Annotated in this window: 12 protein-coding genes and 1 other RNA gene; 5 read left to right on the top strand and 8 right to left on the bottom strand. The window is 41.5% G+C overall.

From position 1 onward, the window contains the following. Positions 1-124: 124 nt before the first annotated feature. The 4 genes from FLM47_RS10830 to fabB all read right to left on the bottom strand — a co-directional run bounded on the left by FLM47_RS10830 (position 125) and on the right by fabB (position 8,900). Positions 125-5,047, bottom strand: a complete 4,923-nt coding sequence (locus tag FLM47_RS10830; RefSeq protein WP_178956373.1) for a FimV/HubP family polar landmark protein — start codon at positions 5,045-5,047, stop codon at positions 125-127. A gap of 349 nt (positions 5,048-5,396) precedes the next feature. Then, positions 5,397-6,413 (bottom strand): aspartate-semialdehyde dehydrogenase, encoded by a 1,017-nt coding sequence (locus FLM47_RS10835; RefSeq protein WP_010388045.1) that lies wholly within the window; start codon positions 6,411-6,413, stop codon positions 5,397-5,399. A 45-nt stretch (positions 6,414-6,458) separates the two neighbouring features. Further along, positions 6,459-7,580, bottom strand: a complete 1,122-nt coding sequence (locus tag FLM47_RS10840; RefSeq protein ID WP_178956374.1) for a 4-phosphoerythronate dehydrogenase — start codon at positions 7,578-7,580, stop codon at positions 6,459-6,461. Between the two features lie 108 nt (positions 7,581-7,688). Continuing rightward, a complete protein-coding gene (gene fabB / locus FLM47_RS10845) occupies positions 7,689-8,900 on the bottom strand; it encodes a beta-ketoacyl-ACP synthase I (RefSeq protein WP_010388041.1) in 1,212 nt (403 codons plus the stop codon). A gap of 178 nt (positions 8,901-9,078) precedes the next feature. Here fabB and mnmC point away from each other — a divergent pair, with 178 nt between their 5' ends. Together mnmC and FLM47_RS10855 are read left to right on the top strand one after the other, a co-directional pair. Beyond that, positions 9,079-11,088 carry a bifunctional tRNA (5-methylaminomethyl-2-thiouridine)(34)-methyltransferase MnmD/FAD-dependent 5-carboxymethylaminomethyl-2-thiouridine(34) oxidoreductase MnmC gene (mnmC, locus tag FLM47_RS10850; RefSeq protein ID WP_178956375.1) on the top strand — a complete coding sequence of 670 codons (2,010 nt, stop codon included), beginning with the start codon at positions 9,079-9,081 and terminating at the stop codon, positions 11,086-11,088. A gap of 289 nt (positions 11,089-11,377) precedes the next feature. Beyond that, positions 11,378-12,013, top strand: coding sequence for an NAD(P)-binding oxidoreductase (locus FLM47_RS10855; RefSeq protein ID WP_178956376.1), 636 nt, complete (start codon positions 11,378-11,380; stop codon positions 12,011-12,013). Here the strand turns inward: FLM47_RS10855 and FLM47_RS10860 are convergent. Further along, a complete protein-coding gene (locus FLM47_RS10860; RefSeq protein ID WP_178956377.1) occupies positions 12,006-12,764 on the bottom strand; it encodes a sulfite exporter TauE/SafE family protein in 759 nt (252 codons plus the stop codon). The two genes, FLM47_RS10855 and FLM47_RS10860, sit on opposite strands and share 8 nt — an antisense overlap. Before the next feature lie 208 nt (positions 12,765-12,972). Further along, positions 12,973-13,329: a transfer-messenger RNA gene (gene ssrA, locus FLM47_RS10865) on the bottom strand. A 249-nt stretch (positions 13,330-13,578) separates the two neighbouring features. On the opposite strand from ssrA, the gene FLM47_RS10870 reads away from it, so the two are divergent. Then, a complete protein-coding gene (locus FLM47_RS10870) occupies positions 13,579-15,204 on the top strand; it encodes a DUF342 domain-containing protein (RefSeq protein ID WP_178956378.1) in 1,626 nt (541 codons plus the stop codon). 55 nt (positions 15,205-15,259) lie between these two features. On the opposite strand, the gene rnt is transcribed toward FLM47_RS10870, so the two are convergent. Continuing rightward, the gene (gene rnt / locus FLM47_RS10875) at positions 15,260-15,934 is read right to left on the bottom strand and encodes a ribonuclease T (protein ID WP_178956379.1); all 675 of its coding nucleotides are present in this window, start codon (positions 15,932-15,934) and stop codon (positions 15,260-15,262) included. Between the two features lie 205 nt (positions 15,935-16,139). Between rnt and FLM47_RS10880 the strand changes: the two genes are divergently transcribed. Together FLM47_RS10880 and FLM47_RS10885 are read left to right on the top strand one after the other, a co-directional pair. Further along, entirely contained in the window at positions 16,140-17,018 is an 879-nt protein-coding gene (locus FLM47_RS10880; protein ID WP_178956380.1) for an OmpA family protein, read from the top strand. A 303-nt stretch (positions 17,019-17,321) separates the two neighbouring features. Beyond that, on the top strand, positions 17,322-18,524 hold the full coding sequence (locus FLM47_RS10885) for an aromatic amino acid transport family protein (RefSeq protein WP_178956381.1): 1,203 nt from the start codon (positions 17,322-17,324) through the stop codon (positions 18,522-18,524). Between the two features lie 76 nt (positions 18,525-18,600). On the opposite strand, the gene ggt is transcribed toward FLM47_RS10885, so the two are convergent. After that, positions 18,601-20,265, bottom strand: coding sequence for a gamma-glutamyltransferase (gene ggt, locus FLM47_RS10890; RefSeq protein WP_178956382.1), 1,665 nt, complete (start codon positions 20,263-20,265; stop codon positions 18,601-18,603). Positions 20,266-20,315 lie beyond the last annotated feature (50 nt).

Below are 20,315 nucleotides of genomic sequence, written 5' to 3' on the forward strand. Positions count from 1 at the left end.
TATATGGCGTTCCAATAAAAGCAGCGAACTAAGGTTCCTAACTATGCGATACAAAAAACCCGTTATTAGTGTTAACCAATAACGGGTTTTACAGCTCAGATATCCTTTTCAGGATTAGCTATTGTTAGTTTTTCAGCTTAGCTTTTAGATTTTGTGCTTCTTCTTGCACATCGTCTGGGCCATTATTAATAATCTCATCTAAAATTTTAACTGCCGAGTCAGCATCATCTATCTCTATATATGCGTGAGCAAGATCAAGCTTTGCCGAGTAACCACCACTTTGAGTATCAACATCCATAGGGTTATCACCAGCAAGTAATGAATCGTAGTCACCCAAACCAACATCCATATCGACGTCGGTGTAGGGTTCGTGATCTATATCCGCATCATCACTTTGCTCTAGTAATGCATCAATATCAACAAAGTCATCTTGATCTAATGGCTCAGTAACCTCAGGTTGCTCAATGGGCTCTTGCAACAATGGTGCTTTATCATCAGCTAAATCTTCGTTAAGTAAGCTATTAAAATCAACATCGAATTCACTGCTATCGCTTAAATCAACATCATCAGGTTCAGCTAACTCATTCAGTAATGAATCAAAATCTGTTTGTGTTAAATCAGCCATGAACTCATCATCAAGCTCATCATCTGAAATCATTTCTGATTCTGACGGTACTGACGTTTGCGTTAAATCAGCTTCACGATCAGCATTTGTTTGCTGATCGGTAAATTCAGCTGACTCTGTTAACGCATCAAGTTGATCATCGTCAAAATCATCATTAGAGCTAACAACTTGCTCATCTGCAGCTTGTTCAGTCAGATCTGTAGACTCTGAAACTTCATTATCTAGAGCTTGCTCTATATCTAACTCTGAAAATTCATTATTAAGTAATAGCTCATCATCAAAATCATCTTCTAAACTATCGAGGTCGTTACCTGCTGATAGAGCATTAGCGAGATCTTGCTCTGCCTGACTAGGTGACATACCTGTAGCATCGCCATCTAAATTATCACCTTGTAGCTCTTCTGGAGTTAGTGATTGTTGCTCCTCATCTGATAAAGACAGTTCATCATCAAGCTCTAACTCAGGATACTCCTCAAGTTCTTCACTTGGGGTGATTATTTCAGGCTCATATAGCTCATCGTCTTCTGTCGATAAATCGTTGCTTTGGATATCGCCAGCAAGCGGGTCATCGCCTAAATCAATTTCCTCTTCATCAAGATCCTCGTCTAAGTCATCCATTGACCAATCAGGTACTTGTTCATCCTCATCGCCTGTTTGCTCAAGCTCACTTAAAAGCTCATCGACACTTTTGAAGTTTTCATCGTTGTATTCGTCAAGCGCATCTTCTGGGTCGAGTAAAGTAGAAGAAGTATCGGTAAAATCATCTTCTGATCCAACATCAGGCTCTGCTTCCAGTTCAGGCTCTACTTCAAGCTCAGGCTCTGCTTCAAGCTCTGGCTCTGCTTCAAGCTCTGGTTCTACTTCAAGCTCTGGTTCTACTTCAAGCTCTGGTTCTACTTCAAGCTCTGGTTCTACTTCAAGCTCTGGTTCTACTTCAAGCTCTGGTTCTACTTCAAGCTCAGGCTCTACTTCAAGTTCAGGCTCTGCTTCAAGTTCAGGTTCTGCTTCAAGCTCAGGTTCGGCTTCAAGCTCAGGCTCGACTTCAAGTTCAGGTTCTGCTTCAAGCTCTGGTTCTACTTCAAGCTCAGGTTCTACTTCAAGCTCAGGCTCTGCTTCAAGCTCAGGCTCTGCTTCAAGTTCAGGCTCTGCTTCAAGTTCAGGTTCTGCTTCAAGCTCAGGCTCGGCTTCAAGCTCAGGTTCGGCTTCAAGCTCAGGCTCGACTTCAAGTTCAGGTTCTGCTTCAAGCTCAGGTTCGGCTTCAAGTTCAAGCTCAGCTTCTGGTTCAGGTTGCTCGTCTAAGCCATCGACTGACCAATCAGGTGCTTCTACATAATCATCACTTGTTTGTTCTAACTCACTCAGTAAATCATCAACGCTATCAAGGTTTTCATTGTTGTACTCATCAAGCGCGTCTTCTGGATCGAGTAAATTAGAAGACGTATCGGTAAAATCATCTTCTGATCCGACATTAGACTCTGATTCAAGTTCTAGCTCTTCTTCAAGTTCTGGCTCTACTTCAAGTTCAGGCTCTGATTCAAGCTCAGGCTCTGCTTCAAGCTCAGGCTCTGCTTCAAGCTCAGGCTCTACTTCAAGTTCAGGCTCTACTTCAAGCTCAGGCTCTGATTCAAGCTCAGGCTCGACTTCAAGCTCAGGCTCTGCTTCAATTTCAGGCTCTGATTCAACCTCAGGCTCTGCTTCAAGCTCAGGCTCTGCTTCAAGCTCAGGCTCTGCTTCAAGTTCAGGCTCTGCTTCAAGTTCAGGCTCTACTTCAAGTTCAGGCTCTACTTCAAGCTCAGGCTCTGATTCAAGTTCAGGCTCTGATTCAAGCTCAGGCTCTGATTCAAGCTCAGGCTCTGCTTCAAGTTCAGGCTCTGCTTCAAGCTCAGGCTCTACTTCAAGTTCAGGCTCTACTTCAAGCTCAGGCTCTGCTTCAATTTCAGGCTCTGATTCAAGCTCAGGCTCTGCTTCAAGCTCAGGCTCTGCTTCAAGCTCAGGCTCTGCTTCAAGTTCAGGCTCTGCTTCAAGTTCAGGCTCTGCTGCAATTTCTGTCTCAGCTGCAACCTCTGGCTCAGCAAAAGATGAAGCGATAGATTCTACATCTTCACTATTTAACTCTTCTTGCGCGTCAGTTAAATCTTCAATTGAGTCCGCCAATGCATGATCTATTTCAGAATCATGAACATCACTTTCAGGTTGTTCAGTATCTAGTACATCGTCAATATCTACTTCGTCTTCATCAATTAAGCTGTCGATGTCTGGCTCTTTAGTTTGAGCTTCAGTAGTTGGTTGCTCAGCGTCGAGCAAACCATCAATATCAACTTCATAGTCTTCTTCAACTAAGCTGTCGATATCAGGCTCTTCAGTTTGAGCTTCAGTAGTTGGTTGCTCAGTATCGAGCAATTCATCAATATCAACTTCATCGTCTTCATCAACTAAGCTGTCGATATCTGGCTCTTCGCTTTGAGTTTCAGTAGTTGGTTGCTCAGCATCGAGCAATTCATCAATGTCAACTTCGTCGTCTTCATCAACTAAGCTGTCGATATCTGGCTCTTCAGTTTGAGCTTCAGTAGTTAGTTGCTCAGCATCGAGCAAGTCGTCAATATCAACTTCATCGTCTTCATCAACTAGAGTGTCGATGTCTGGCTCTTCGCTTTGAGTTTCAGTAGCCGGTTGCTCGGCATCGAGTAAGTCGTCAATATCAAACTCGTCGCCTTCTTCTACTAAACTGTCGATATCAGGCTCTTCGCTTTGAGCCTCAGCGTCCGGTTGCTCAGCATCAAGTAGGTCGTCAATATCAAACTCGTCGCCTTCTTCTCCTAAACTGTCGATATCAGGCTCTTCGCCTTGAGCCTCAGCGTCCGGTTGCTCAGCATCAAGCAAGTCATCAATATCAAACTCGTCATCTTCTTCAACTAAACTATCGATATCAGGCTCTTCGCTTTGAGCTACTGGTTGCTCAGCATCGAGTAAACTGTCTATATCAAACTCATCGTCATCATCAGCTTGTGCTGTTACATCATCTGCTTGTTCATTATTCTCATCAAGCAAGTCGTCAATGTTAAAGTCTTCGCCCTCTTCAGCAAGTTCTTCACTAAGTGCTGCCATATCATCGTTCGATTCACCTTTAGGTTCATCTGGCAGAGCATCGTCATCTTCTTCATCAAACAAGCTATCTAGGTCATCCGAACTTAAAATGTCATCTGACTCATCAAGGTCGATAGCATCACCTGTATCATCGCCATCGGAACTATCAAAGTCCTGTTGCATGAAAACATCAAGTTCATCGTCTTCAGTATTTTCGTCTTCAAAAACAACATCATCATTGAGTAAGCTTTCTAACTCATCTTGATCTAGTAGACTGTCATCATCGAGATCATCGTTAAATGCCACATCATCATCGAGTAACACGTCATCCATGTTGTCGTCTAATTGCACGCTTATATCATCAAGCGGATCGGGAGCTGGCGCTTCTTCATCAAGAATGGGCTCTGGCTCTTCATTTATTGGATCAGTAAACGCTGGAGCTTGAGGAATAAACTCATCATCGTCACTTTCAGGCTCTTGATTATTACTACGCTTACGCAACCACATAACAACGGCAAAAATGATCAATAAAGCCGGAATGGTCATTAATAAAATCAGCACTAAAGGATTCGAAAGTAGCGCGGCAAAGCTAAATTCACTCTCTTGCTCTACCTCTTTTAATTTTTGCTGCGCAATAATCTCATTTTGCTTAAGGATTAATTCTTTTAACTGTTGCTGTATTTCACTGTCTTGACCAAGCTGTAAGCGAACGTTTTCTAACTCGTTTGAAATACCTGTAAGCTGTTTTTTTAGGTTGTTGTTTTCAACTAAGATCTCTTCTACGTTGCTAACTGAACTTTTAAACTGCTGCTGAAGCTCAACTAATTTATTACCTTGGTCTGTTTTTATCTCTTTTAATTCTTGTTGTAATTCTTTTTTGGCTTCATCAACGTCTGCTTTGCGGGCTTGGGTTACTTGTGTTTGAGCTGAATTAATTTCTGCTTGAGTAAGCGTACCATTTTTCTTTTTTTCCCACAGGTCATCATCTTGCTCAGAGCGTTGCTTAGCTAATTGCGGGTTTACTCGTCTAATTTCTGCCAAAGTAGGTATCTTTAAGTAAGAACCGCTTCGCATATGATTTAAATTTTGTTCTAAAAATGAGTTGGGGTTTTTGTTATACAAGGCCTGCATAACTTGGTAAATGCTAACTGAATTATCAGGACGAACCTTAACGGCAATGCGCCAAAGTGTATCGGTTGGTTTTATTGGCCCAATAGAACGCCCCTGTGCGCCGTAATCTGCGCCTTTAGGCCCTCTTAATTGAGTACTGTCTTGAGAGTAAACAGTCGTTACCATCAGTGCAGACGCTAATATAATAAGTGAAACGAAACCGCGCATGCTGATCCTTTAATGTTTAAATGTTAACACAGCGCTTTGAATTGGCGCTTAAACATTGATTATTCTTGCCGTTGTTAGCCACGTAGCTAACGCACATTTTTATTACAATCTATTTTTATTGCAAGCTCTATTCCAGTTACAAACTATAAACCAGTTAAGCCATAATATCCATCGCAACGCATTGAAAATAAATACCTTAAACATCTAGATAAAAATAATTTTATGTTGTTTATCAAAGTGTTTACACCGCAGCTGTTTGTAAGTGGCAAAAAAATGGCAATTAAAGCACAAAAAAACGGCAAACCACTTTGGTTTGCCGTTTATTGGATTATCACTGTCTTCAGGCTAATTACATATAATTAGCAATGAGTTCTTCTGCTATTTGCACACTGTTGGTTGCAGCCCCTTTACGGGTATTATCACTTACTACCCACATATTTAATCCATGTGGGTGTGAAATATCGGCACGTAAACGGCCAATGTAAACAGTGTCGTTACCACTGGCATCTGAAACAGCCGTTGGGTAATCACCCGCATCATCAATTAGCTCAACACCCGGTGCATCGCTCAATAATTGCTTCACATGCTCAAAGTCATAAGGCATACGCGTTTCTATATTAATTGACTCAGAATGACCGAAAAACACCGGTACACGAACACAAGTCGGGTTTACTGCAATGGTCGTATCGCCTAAAATTTTATGCGTTTCGTTTACCATTTTCATTTCTTCGCGTGTATAGCCATTGTCTTCAAAGCTATCGATTTGCGGAATAACATTAAACGCAATTTGCTTAGGAAAAATGTCGTTTTCCATTGGGCGTGCATTCATTAAGTTAGCTGTTTGTTTTGCTAGTTCATCAACCGCTTCTTTGCCTGCGCCCGACACTGCTTGGTAGGTTGAAACGTTAATACGATCAATACCGTAGGCATCATAAATAGGTTTAAGCGCAAGCATCATTTGAATAGTTGAGCAATTAGGATTAGCGATTATATTACGGTTTCTAAAATCAGCTAAACTCGCTGCATTCACTTCTGGCACAATTAGCGGTACTTCAAAGTCATTTCTAAAATGTGAGGTATTATCAATAACAATACAGCCTGCGTCTGCAGCAATCGGGGCATACTTTTCAGACACACTGCCACCAGCAGAAAATAAGCCGATATGCGCTTGGCTAAAGTCAAAGCCTTCAACATCGCGTACTTCTATGCTCTCACCACGAAACTTTATATCTTCGCCGGCACTTCGGCTGCTTGCTAATAAAAACAGCTGATCGACCGGAAATTTACGATCTTCCAAAGTTTCAATGATTTGACGACCAACAAGGCCAGTAGCGCCGAGTACGGCAACGTTATATTTTTGCGACATATTTCATCCTCTGTAAGCACGGTTAAAACAACCGCGCTAATTAAATTAGTTTGCTGTGGTAAAGCCAAGCTGGGCAAGTACGGCAAGCTCGGTGCTATCACCTTCAACCATCACAGTGCTAAATTCACGGCGGGTTGGGTAGTTTTTTCGTAAGCTGTCAAAGCCTTCATCGGCCAAGTGACGTAGTAAAATGCCATCATCACGGCGTACGTCATAAACTAAATGCACTAAACGGGCTATATCTGTTTCGCTAAAACTGCTTTCTAGGGTGACTTTTTTAATCGCAGGAGGCGGTAAAAAATCATCAAGCGATTTTATTGCGTTAACCCCTTTTAGCTCACATAAGCGCTGGTACAACATTTGCGTACCTCGCGCTTTACCCTCAAGGGTATGCCCTGCAATGTGAACACTGGCATAGCGCACATGTTCCAGTAATTCAGTTAAAATATTAGGTTCATTTTCCCAAACATCCAGCACTAAATCGAGTTCTGCTCCGGCTTGCATTACTTCAAGCAAGGCTTGGTTATCAATTACATCACCTCGGCTGGCGTTGATTAAAGTCAGCCCAGATTTAAGTTTAGTTAAGCGTGTTTTATCAAGCATGTGTAGGGTTTTATGTTTACCCGTTTTAACCAACGGCACATGAAAAGTGACAATATCTGACTGCGCTAATAGCTCATCTAACTCAACATGCTCGGTTAATAGCCCTTGCTCATGCTTAATTGGGTCGCACAAGAGTAAATTAACGTTCAGTGCTTTTAATTTTTGCGCGAGGCAACTGCCAATATTACCTACACCCACAATACCGATTGTTTTACCGCTTAACGGGCTGGCATTTTCTTGACTTAATGCAAATAAGCTACTTATTACATACTCAGCTACGGCTATGGCATTACAGCCAGGCGCACTGGTAAAATCAATATTTTTTGCGTTGAGTAAATCGGTATCAATATGATCAACACCAATCGTAGCGGTACCTACAAAGCTTAACTTATTCGCCTGTGCTAATAGGTCACTGTTAACTTGAGTAACTGAGCGGGTAAGCAGTACATCAACATCGATAAGTTGTTCAGGAGTTAATTGCCTGCCATCAAATCGTTCAACCTCACCCATATCTTTAAAGAATTGCTCAACTAAAGGCATATTTTGATCGGCAAGAATTTTCATTGTGAGTCCGTTTGGCGAAATGAGGCGCTATTGTAACGAACAACCCCCTATTAGCACAAACGAAAAAGCCGAGCATTTTGCTCGGCTTTAAAATAGGTAACGGTTAACTTAACCTTTGTATTTGCTCATTACTAGCGTGGCATTAGTACCGCCAAAACCAAAGCTGTTAGACATAACCGTGTTTAGTTCAACGTCTTTTGCTTCAGTTACAATATTCAAGCCTGCCGCTTGTTCATCTAACTCATCAATATTGATAGATGGCGCAACAAAACCGTGCTCAAGCATTAATAATGAAAAGATAGCTTCGTGTACACCAGCAGCACCTAGTGCATGGCCTGTCATTGCTTTAGTGGCACTGATCATTGGCGAATTACCACCAAATACTTCTTGAATAGCGCCAAGCTCTTTAACATCACCTACCGGTGTTGATGTACCGTGGGTATTTAAGTAATCAATGCTGTCAACGTTTTGCATAGCTTGACGCATACAACGTGCTGCACCCTCGCCCGATGGGGCAACCATGTCGTATCCGTCAGAGGTTGCGCCGTAACCGGTAATTTCAGCGTAAATATGCGCGCCACGAGCAAGTGCATGTTCAAGTTCTTCAACAACCACAATACCGCCACCGGCTGAAATTACAAAACCATCGCGGTTTGCATCATAAGTACGTGATGCTTTTTCAGGTGTGTCGTTGTATTTAGTCGAAAGCGCGCCCATAGCGTCAAATTCCATTGCTAACGTCCAGTGAAGCTCTTCACCGCCGCCTGCAAAAATAACGTCTTGCTTGCCTAATTGAATTTGTTCCACCGCGTGGCCAATACAATGCGCAGAAGTCGCACACGCAGAACTAATTGAATAGTTAACACCTTTAATTTTAAACGGCGTTGCTAAACATGCAGAGGTGGTACTTGCCATAGTACGTGGCACCATGTAAGGGCCAACGCGCTTAACGCCTTTTTCACGAAGAATATCAGCCGCTTCTACTTGCCATTTTGATGAACCACCACCAGAGCCAACTAATAAACCAGTACGCTCGTTTGATACTTGCTCGTCGCTAAGACCCGCATCTTCAATCGCTTGCGCCATTGAAATATAAGAGTAAGCCGCCGCATCGCCCATAAAGCGCATTGCTTTACGATCAACATGCTCTTTAACATCAATATCAATTTTACCTGATACATTGCTACGCAATTTGTAATCAGCAAATTCTTGATTAAAAGCAATACCACTTTTACCCGCTTTTAGTGACTCTAATACTTCTTGTTTATTATTGCCGATGCTTGATACAACACCGATGCCTGTTATTACGGCTCTTCTCATGGGTAATTCCCTTAGCTTAATACTTAATTGTGTTCTATTTTACGCGAATTTAATCATCTAAGTGGTCAGCTTTCTAGCGTACACTTGTACTCTGAAGCTACAGCTTATAAATAACGCCAGACTATTTCAAAGAAAACACGTAAAATAATTAAAAAATTATCTATAAATTGAATTGGTCATGATAAAAAACGCCCATATACACTTTAACGACTTAGGCACACCAGTTGCCAATGACTTTGACGATGTTTATTTTTCTAATGACGACGGCCTTGCTGAATCGCATTATGTGTTTTATCAACAAAACAGTATAGATACACGGTTACAAAATCATGACCGTGAACACTTTGTTATCGCCGAAACCGGTTTTGGTACTGGGCTTAACTTTTTGAATGCATGGCTGCAGTTTTCTGACCACTTACAGTGCCTACAAGTTCAATATGAACAGCCAAATACAGTGCAGCGATTACATTTTATTTCTTTTGAAAAATATCCACTTAGCGTAAATGATTTAAAACAAGCCTTGCAAGCTTGGCCTAGTTTAAGCCATTTGAGCGACCAACTCGTTGCCCACTATCCGATTAATTTAAATGGCTGCCACCGACTTGAATTTGCCAATGGCCGTGTAACCCTCGACCTCTACTTTGGCGACGTACTGGAATGTATTAATAGTATGAGCTACCCACAAAGTGGGCTGGTTGATGCGTGGTTTTTAGATGGCTTTGCGCCAAGTAAAAACCCCGACATGTGGCAGCAAAGTGTATTTAACGCCATGGTTGATATTTCCAGAAGCAATGCCACATTAGCCACGTTTACCGCTGCGGGGTTTGTGCGCAGAGGACTAAACGAGGCAGGCTTTAGCATGCAAAAAGCCAAAGGCTTTGGCCGAAAGCGTGAAATGCTAATTGGCACACTTGCTCAAGCCAACCCAAAACAATCAGCCCCCGCCTATTTTGAGCATCACCCCTCACCGCTTTCAAGTGTGGCTATTATTGGCGGAGGTATAGCGAGCAGTTGCATCCTTTATAGCCTCGCAAAACGTGGCATAAAAAGCCACTTATTTTGCCAAGATGAAAAACCCGCAATGGGGGCATCGCACAATGTACAAGGGGCTGTGTATCCGCACTTACAGGCAAAAAACTCGCCACATAGTGAATTATTTGCCCATAGTTTTTTATACGCAAAGCGGCTTTATAATCAATTAATCAACAATGGCTTTTTGTTTGATCACCAGTGGTGTGGTGTACTACAACATGCAGTAAAACAGCCATTGGCAGATCGCCATCAAAACCTCGCAGATAAACAACTGTGGCCAGAGCAGCTTATGCGAAATGTAACTGCTGATGAGGGTGATGCTATCGCTGGGGTTAAAACAGGTTACTCGGGGGTATTTTTTGAACAAGGCGGCTGGGTTAATCCCCCGCAGTTAGTTTGTGCAATGTTAGATGCCGCACAACAATTAAATGCGTTTGAAAGCCTATTTAACTGCCATATTGAGCAATTTACTAAACAACCCGATGGTTGGTACTTAACCACGCAAAAGCAAACATTTGGCCCCTTTAGCGATGTGATTATTTGTACTGGTGAGCACAGTGATGCATTTACGCAAACCAAAACACTTCCCATTGTTGGCGTTCGCGGCCAAGTGTCACATGTTCAGGCAAGCGAGCAATCACGTAAACTTAATACTGTATTGTGTCACAAAGGTTATTTTACTCCCGCTTATTTAGATCATCATTGTATGGGCGCCACCTTTGAAAAAAATAGCAAAAGCCGTGAAGTGACCGAGCAAGACAACCACACTAACCGCGAGCAATTACTGAGTTTTTATAACAACACTGAATTTGCCACTAGCTTAGGCGATATTAGCTCAGCCAAAGCCGCTGTTCGCTGTAGTTTTATTGACCACTTACCAATGGCCGGTGAATGGGTGGAGCAAACTGATTATACACGTGCATTTGCTAATTTACGTTTGGGCAAGCGCTATCAATATCAGCCATTAGAAAAACCACAACAGGGCCTACATATTTTTACCGGCTTTGGCGCGCGAGCATTATGCAGTGCACCGTTATCTGCCGAGCACTTAATTAGTAGTTTAAACAATGAACCTCGCCCACTAAGTGAGCGTGTAAGCCAAGCAATTCATCCAGGACGTTTTATTGTTCGTGATCTTATTCGCAATAAAATTTAAAGGTAATAATACCTACAAAACCCTTTATTGTAATTATCAAGAACGCAATGTACGTATTAGCTTATACCACCGTAACTATGTAACCGAAGTAATTATAAGGATCGAGTAAAAGTTCTAAAAAACACATTAATAATAGCTAATTTTAATACTCAGTTAAGTAATGACTTTTTAACTAATATGTTTTTTAAAATAAGCTCATTTAAATCCCATTTACCCTTTAAAAATAATTCCCTACCCCAAGGTCTGTTTGTACGAACAACCTTTACACTATATTGAGAAGGAATTAATTATGAGTAAGACTTTAATTATTGGTGCAAGTGGTCAAATTGGTAAAATGGCTACCAAACTACTTTTAGAAAATGAGCAAAATGTTGTTGCACTTGTAAGAGACAAAAGCAAACTGCATGATTTAGATAGCCCATTTTTAAGTATTGTTGAACAGGATTTAGAAGGTGACTTTTCAAATGCCATTAATGGCTGCGACCAAGTTATCTTTGCGGCAGGTTCAGGTGGAAGTACAGGCACAGATAAAACCGTACTTATTGATTTGTGGGCAGCGACAAAAGCGGCAACTTATTCTAAAGAGCACGGTGTAAAACACTTTATTATGGTCAGCTCTATTGGCGCAGACGATCCAGATGCAATAGATAGTGACTTAAAGCCCTATCTAGTAGCAAAACATATGGCCGATGAGCATTTAATTCACAGTGGACTCAATTATACAATTGTCCGCCCAGGAACATTAACCGACGAAAATGCCTCTTTGGAAGTAACAACTGAGCGTCCTAGCGATCAGTCAAAGGCTAAAATTAGCCGCGAGAATGTAGCCAACGCACTGCTTCACGTTGCTACAAATTCATTTAATAGCAATCGTATTTTTGAGTTATTTGATGGCGACAAACCAATAAAAGCCGCTATTAAATAAGCATTACATTCATCCCTTGCCATGCAAGCTGTATGGCAAGCAGGGTTAAAATCACTTTAAAAATAACCCTAAAACGCGCTACCGATAACCGCTTAAGTAATCTAATCCCTAACCAAGTGCCAATGGCTCCGCTTAAAATCATCGCCAGTGTTAACGGCAACCATTGCCAAAAGCTAAAGCCAAGCCCCGCATAAACAACGGCTTTTAAACTATGCTGCAAGGTCATAATACTTGAAAAAGTCGCGGTAAATTTAAGCTTATCGTAATGATTAATATGTAAATAACTCGCCACCAAAGGCCCACTTGCCCCTACAAAAGTCGAGATAAATGCGGTTATTGCGCCCGCTATTAACCGCCCTAATCGTGAGTCTTTATTAAATTCAGGAATTGTTCCCCACAATAAATAAATAACAAATAAAGCCACAAACAACTTCATACTATCAAGGTTAATATCGCTTACTACTTGGCTTGATAGCCCCACGCCAATTAATCCACCCAGAGTAAAATACAGCAACATCGGCTTATCAAGATGGGTAATGCTTAACAACAACCGATTGGTATTAGAGCCTAACTGCACTAAAGCATGAACAGGCACTACCACCGCCATAGGCATAACCGACGCCATTACCACCAACAGCATTAAACCGCCGCCCGCACCAAAAGCCGCCGATACAAACGAAGTAAACCCCGCCAGTACAATGAGTAACAGCGAGATCAAAGGCGAAACGTGTTCAGCTGTAAAAATATCCATACCCATGCCCGCAGTTAATCATAAGCTCATAATACAACTAATAGACATGTAAGCGACTAGTCTTTTAGTGGTATGGGGTTCGGGGTTCGCAAGATAAACCAAAGCACAATAAATTCAATAATTTCAGCCATAAAAAAACCCGCGACTTGATTGCTCAAGTTGCGGGTTTTTTTAGGGTTTTTAAACAAACGAATTTAAAAACCGTTATTGGTGGAGCTGGGGGGATTTGAACCCCCGTCCGAAAAGCCTCGACCGTCGGTACTACATGTTTAGTATTGTCATTTAATTAACCTTTAAATCCCGGACAAACACGGTAGATAAAGGCGAGGCCGCTTAGTTTTAACGCTTCAACCCCGGCCAGGGTTTCCGTCGCGATCAGGTGTTAGGGTGACACTCCAAAATCCAGTCCACAAGAATACATGGAAGGAGCGCTAGCCAGCCTAAGCTGCTAGAGAGTAGTTATCGTCGTTTGCGATTACTTTAAATTGCGGCTTTTTTACGAGGCAAACCGCACCTCGACATGCACCTCGGGCTTCTTGAATTCCGTCGAATCCTAATCAGCCCCTGAATAAGGTTACTCATTCAGAGTGTCCAAGCAGTATAACCGAGTAACCTACGAATACTCAACACCTTAGGCGTTTTATTTTATTGGTTGATTAATCATGCATCAAACACACATGTAAATGTAAAGTATTGGACAATTAAGAAACAATTACTTAACAATGATGGTGCTTTATGCTCAAATGCAAGGCTAGACCTTGGTCTAATAAATTATAAAAAATAATAACAGACATATTACCTAGAGGATTTATAAATGTCGGTTTTTTCTTTTAATGAGCAAACGGGGTATATCTCTTTAGTTTCACACCCTCATGTTTCAGGTTTAGCCTCAACAGCAACACAGCTTATTGAATTAATGGGCCAGTCAGAATATTGCGAGTGTGAGGTTATTGCTAGCAATATTGGTAAGCTGTTTGCTCAAAATAAAACCGAAGAAGCCCCCTCTTTAGTAATTGCTCAAGCCATTGATGCAAAACTAACCATAAACATCGATGAAAAGAATATGCTCGTTGAAGCTACCCTTATTACTGCCAAGGGCGGTAAATTGCTTAGCATGGAACAAGCGATTGAAGAGTTCTCACAAGCAGGGGTTGTAAAAGGCATTAGCTCTCATGCATTAGAGCAGTTATTGGCGCAACAGTTCGAACACCCCCCAGGAAGTACGCATTGTGCCGAAGTCGCTTTTGGTCGTGCATCTAAAGTGGGTAACGATGCCAAATTTGTACGTCTTTGCTGCACAGCGCAAGACCGCGTACTTAGCCCACAAGCTAAAGGCGGTGGTAAAGTTGATATGAGGAACCTAGGTGATATTATTACTGTAAAACCTGGTTGTGAATTAATGCGGCGCATTCCAGCAACATCGGGGGTTGATGGGTTTACTGTGTTTGGAGATGTGCTAACTGCAACCCCTGGCAAAGAGCATAAATTACAACCTTTTGACGGCACTAAAATTGCGCCTGACAACCCCAACTTATTAATTGCCGACTGTACTGGCGTACCGGTTGCCCTTCCCCGTGGTATGCGTGTTGATGATGTTTTATGTTTTCACAATATTGATCCAAGTACTGGGCATGTTGAATTTGATGGCAGTATTATAGTCAGTGGTGATATAAAAGATGGCATGCGCGTGACCGCCAGCGGCGATATTACTGTTTTAGGCTTTGTTGAATCGGCGCAGCTCAAAAGTGATAGTGCCATCACAATAGTAAAGGGTGCAATTGGCAGAAAGCGAGAAGCCGATGAGCCATTTACCTGTTCTATTTTAGCTAAACGAACCGTTGCGCTTGGTTACTCTCAATACTGCGACATAAAAACGGATCAAAACTTACTAATAGATCGCCAATCATTACATTGTGACTTGAGTGCTGGAAATTTAATTAGGGTGGGCAGCGCAAAAGATCCTAAAGGTAAAATTATTGGTGGCCATATTCTAGACGCAATGCGCATTGAAACAGGTGAATTGGGCGCACCAGCAGGAACTAAAACCCGTGTTTGCATCGCACAGCGATGGTATGTGCTAAAACAAAAACAAGCGCAAATCACTGACTTTGAAAAAGTTTTAATCAGTAAGTCAATTGAACTACAGCAAGCGCGTCAGCGAATTAATAAACAAGTTGCAAGCGCACAGCGTCAGCAATTTTTGAATAAAATAACAACGAATGAAGAACACATAGCAAACCGAAGCGCCAGCATCAATCAGCAAAAGCAGTTGCTAAGAAAGAAAATGACGCAGCTTTTAGCGCTCAGTCGCTTAAAAGTTAATGAGCTTATGCACCCTGGGGTAGAGCTTAAAATTGCACGAGAATCAATTAGCTTTTCGCGTAATTACCCACCACATTTAATCACTCATAGTGAAGGTAAAATAACGCAATCGTTTTAATAACGCTTATTAAGACTGACTCAGCCCCACAAAGTAAGTATTCACTATTGTGAACTTAATCTTGGTTGCTTGCTTCGTCTTCGCTCTGTTGTGTTTCATCTATAGCAAGTGGCCAACCACCTAGTTGCTGCCAACGATTAACAATTAAACAATATAATTCAGCGGTGCGTTCTGTATCGTATAACGCAGAGTGTGCTTGTTTGTTATCGAACTCTATTCCTGCTGCTCGGCACGCTTTAGCTAATACTGTTTGGCCTAATGCCAAACCCGCAAGTGATGTGGTATCAAAACTAACAAACGGATGAAATGGTGTGCGCTTGATGTTATTACGCTCAATAGCGGCATTTAAAAAGCCATGGTCAAAAGCGGCATTATGAGCAACCACCACAGAGCGCTGACACCCTGCGGCTTTTTGCGCTTTGCGCACTACTTTACAAATTTCTTTAATCGCCTCTTCTTCAGGGACTGCCCTTCGAAGTGCTGAAAAAGGCTCAATCCCATTAAACTCAATAGCGGCTTGTTCAATGTTTGCACCCTCAAACGGTTGCACATGAAAATGAACGGTATGATCGATACTAAGCAGTCCTTCGTCATCCATTTTTAAGACGGATGCTGCAATTTCTAGTAGTGCGTCGGTTTCTTTGTTAAAACCGGCGGTTTCAACATCAATAACCACAGGAAAAAAGCCACGAAAGCGTTGTGCGAAAAGTGTTTGCTCAGTATTTGCCATAGTATTCTTGGTTTATAGGGATTAGCTGTCTATTATGTCAAAATTGATGGCCTGTCGGCTAGGGGATTTATTGATTAATTACAGTTAAACTATAGGCATGTTACTTGCTTTGTAATTAGCGTTTACGCTGAATTATTTGCTGTTGCGTAATATTTTACGGTTTTTGTCACTTTTTTGGCAGAGCTAGATAACTGGAGAATTCTCGATGAAGTGTAAGTTGTTATTTATTAGCCTAGGCATTAGTAGTGTGCTGTATAGTTTGAATACAACTGCAGCAATGCGCCAGTACACGGCTAGCCAAGATAATTCAAACTGGAACTTGGTTAAAACAACTCGCTTGCAATGCCAATTAAATCATGAAGTTCCCTACTATGGTGAAGCTGTTTTTAAAGCATCAGCAAGTAAAAACAAAGATCTCACTTTTAATTTAGACATGGTGGTGCGCCCAGAAAATTACGCGATTGCCGGTTTAAAAGCGGTACCACCTAGCTGGCGAGCAGGCCGCCCTGCCCGTGATATTGCTGATATGAAATTACTTAAAAAGTTTGATGGTGAATTAGGTAATAAAACAGCATGGGAAATACTGACTGAGCTTGAAAAAGGCAACCAACCCACTTTTTACTACCAAGACTGGCAAAATAGTGCCGATAAAATTGCCGTGGGTATGTCTAATGTTAACTTTAAGCAAGCGTATTGGGCATTTTTACAATGCCGAGACGAATTGCTGCCATACAATTTTGAAGATATTTCGTTCACTATAATGAATTATGAATCGAATAGCAGTAAGTTAACTAAGTCATCGCAGCAACGCCTTGATAAAATTGCTGAGTATTTAAAAAACGACCCCAGTATAGAGTCAATCAGTATTGCATCCTATACCGATAGTTATGGCGGTCGTTGGAATAACCTCGATTTATCTAGAACCCGCGCTAAGGCTATTAAAGATTACATGGTTAGCTTAGGTGTTGATGGAACTAAAGTGGTTACTGAAGGCTTTGGTGAAAAACGCTTTGTAGATACCAACGATAATATTTTGGGCCGTGATAAAAACCGCCGCTTAGTGATTCAAATAGCTAAAATGTAAATTCAGCCCCCTCTTTTAATGGCTGAAGGTGCAATTTTAGCACTTTCGGCCAACACCTATTGTTTTAGTAATCCCTCTATTGTGCAAAACCAATAATCTGACCATTTAGTTATTAACATTTGGCTTTTTATTTTTTCATTTATATTAATAAGTTAAATTTCATTTCTTGATGATTTTGGCTTTTTTAATACAGTTGTAAATAGAAGATTACATTTTATTTTGTCTCTTTTATGACAAAACTATTTAAGTTTTGCACAACTAGTTATATCTTGCGTGTCTCTCACGTTTGATCAGGACCATTAAGTGCTTAAAAATAAAACAATAGGTAGCATGTTAATTGTTGCAGGAACCACCATAGGTGCAGGTATGCTTGCCCTACCCATTGCCTCTGCGGGACTGGGATTTAATACGGCAATGGTGTTAATTGTAGGGTGTTGGTTACTAATGACCTACACTGCATTGCTTATGTTGGAGCTTCACCAATATGCCCCTCGCGACGCCACCTTAAATACACTGGCTAAGCTTTGGCTTGGTAAACGTGGCCAGTATGTAGCTAACTTTTCGATGATATTCTTATTTTATGCACTGTGCGCTGCTTACATAGCCGGTGGTGGTGCTCAGCTACAAGAGCGCATTAATACTGGGTTTAATCTTAGTATTGCTCCACAATTTGGCTCCGTTATTTTAGCCGTATTGATTGCAGGTGTGGTGACTTTAGGCACTAGTAAAGTTGATAAGCTTAACCGAGTACTATTTAGTGTAAAAATAGTAGTTTTGGCTAGCTTGTTTTATATGCTAACACCTTATGTACATGGCCAACACTTATTGGAAATGCCTGTTGAGCAAGGGCTGATACTGTCGGCTATCCCGGTGGTATTCACCTCTTTTGGTTTTCATGGCTCAATTCCTTCTATTGTTAAATATGTCGGGCTTGATATAAAAACCTTGCGCAAAGTTATGATTGCAGGCGCCTCTTTACCACTGGTTATTTATGTATTTTGGCAAGTATTAAGCCAAGGCATAATGAGCCAAGAGCAATTACTACAAAGCGATGGGTTAACTGGTTTTGTAGCCAGTGTGGCCAATATTGCCAATAACGCCAATGTTTCTACTGCGGTTAAACTCTTTGCCGACTTAGCTCTAGCAACGTCATTTTTAGGGGTAAGCTTGGGGTTATTTGACTTTTTTGCTGACACATTCAAAAAAGCAGACACGGGGGCTGATAGAATTAAAACAGCACTTATTACTTTTGTTCCTCCTCTTGGATTTGCTTTATTTTACCCGCAAGGATTTATTATGGCATTAGGCTATGCAGCCATTGCTTTGGTTATATTGGCAGTATTTTTACCCGTTAGCATGGTGTACAAGCAGCGTCAGGGGATTGAAAAAGAAGGCTATAAAGTACGCAGTGGTAATATTGGTTTGGCCATAGCCGCTTTGTGTGGTATTTCAATTATTAGCGCACAATGCCTGCAAATGGCAGGAGTTATACCGGCTATAGGCTAGCCCCTATAGTTGTTCTAATATATGCACCCCAATGATGGTTTTGGGGTGCATACCATTCAAACGTCAATAATTAACGTTAAAATACTATCGCTTGCCCTCTTCCGCTTTGCTCAGACGCCGCATCTAATTTGCCATCATTATTGATAATCACATGCATATCACCAAAGTGACGCTCATCCACTGTATAACCCATTTTTATTAGCTGTTGCTTTACTGAGGACTCCAAACCCGAGTGCGCTCTAATCACATTTTTAGGCCATAACTGATGGTGAAAACGCGGGCTATTTACTACTTCATTTGCGCTCATATTAAATTCAATCGCATTGAGTATTGATTGATACACTGAACTAATAATTGTGGTGCCGCCAGGCGACCCTGTTACCATTTTCACCTTATTATTACTGAGTAAAATGGTTGGAGTCATAGAGCTTAACATACGTTTATGTGGCTGAATTTCATTCGCTTTTCCGCCAATGGCGCCAAATACATTCATAACCCCAGGCTTAGCGCTAAAGTCATCCATTTCATCATTTAAAATAAAGCCAGCGCCTTCTACGACTACGCCACTACCAAACCCTAAATTGATGGTGGTGGTATTAGCAACAGCATTCCCCATGTTATCAATAATAGAAAAGTGTGTGGTTTGTTCGCTTTCTTTTAAACCCGGTTTAATATTTTCAGTGGTAGAAATGGCCTTTAAATCTATACTATTGCTGCGGTTTTTAAGATAGTTTTCTGCAAGTAACTTAGCTGTAGGCACTTGGTAAAAATCAGGATCGCCTAAGTATTCTGCCCTATCAGCAAACACTCGCTTACCTATTTCAGCAAGTAAGTGCACATACCCAACTGAATTATGTGATGGTGCAGCTATGGGCTTTTTAAGCTCATACATTTTAAGCCATTGTAATATAGCAATACCGCCGGAGCTTGGTGGCGGTGAAGTAAGCACTTGATAGCCGTTCCAGTTAGCTTTTATAGGAGTACGAGACTTTGCGCGGTAATTTTTTAAATCGTCTTGAGTAATAATACCGCCATGTTGCTCCATAAAGTTTGCGATGATCGTTGCGGTTTCACCTTGATAAAAGCCATCTTGGCCATTATCGCGAATGCGTTTGAGTGTCACTGCAAGCTCAGGTTGCTTAAAAAGCTTACCAGATGTAGCGCTTGCAAAATAATTGGCAAAGTTTACTTTAATGTTTTTATTGTTTAGATGTTCTATGTAGCCCTTAATTAACAGAGCCAACTTTTCAGGCACCACAAAACCTTGCTCTGCTAATGTTACCGCAGGCTGTACTAAGGTTTTCCAAGGAAGTGTGCCATGCTTCTTATGTGCTAGCCACATACCAGCAACACTACCCGGTACACCACTGGCATGAATACCATAAATAGATTTATTAGCAATAACTTGCCCTTGCGCGTCTAAATACATATCACGATGTGCGGCGTTCGGTGCAGTTTCACGGTAATCTATAAAATCACCTTGCCCATCCTTATGAATAAGCATAAACCCACCGCCGCCAATATTACCCGCCTCGGGAAGCGTAACGGCCAATACAAACTGTGCTGCAATGGCTGCATCAACCGCGTTCCCCCCCTGCTCTAACACAGCTTTTGCAGCATGTGCACTAAAAGTGTCAGGCATGGCAACGGCACTCTGTTTAGCCGCTACACTAAAAACACATAACTGTATTACCACAATACTACTGATAATTAGCTTGCTTGGTGAAAAAAGTGCTCCCATCCCATATCCTTAGGTTATTTTTATACATTGATGGAAAACATTAATGCATA

It is taken from the genome of Pseudoalteromonas sp. Scap06, from assembly GCF_013394165.1.
Classification (GTDB): Bacteria; Pseudomonadota; Gammaproteobacteria; order Enterobacterales; family Alteromonadaceae; genus Pseudoalteromonas.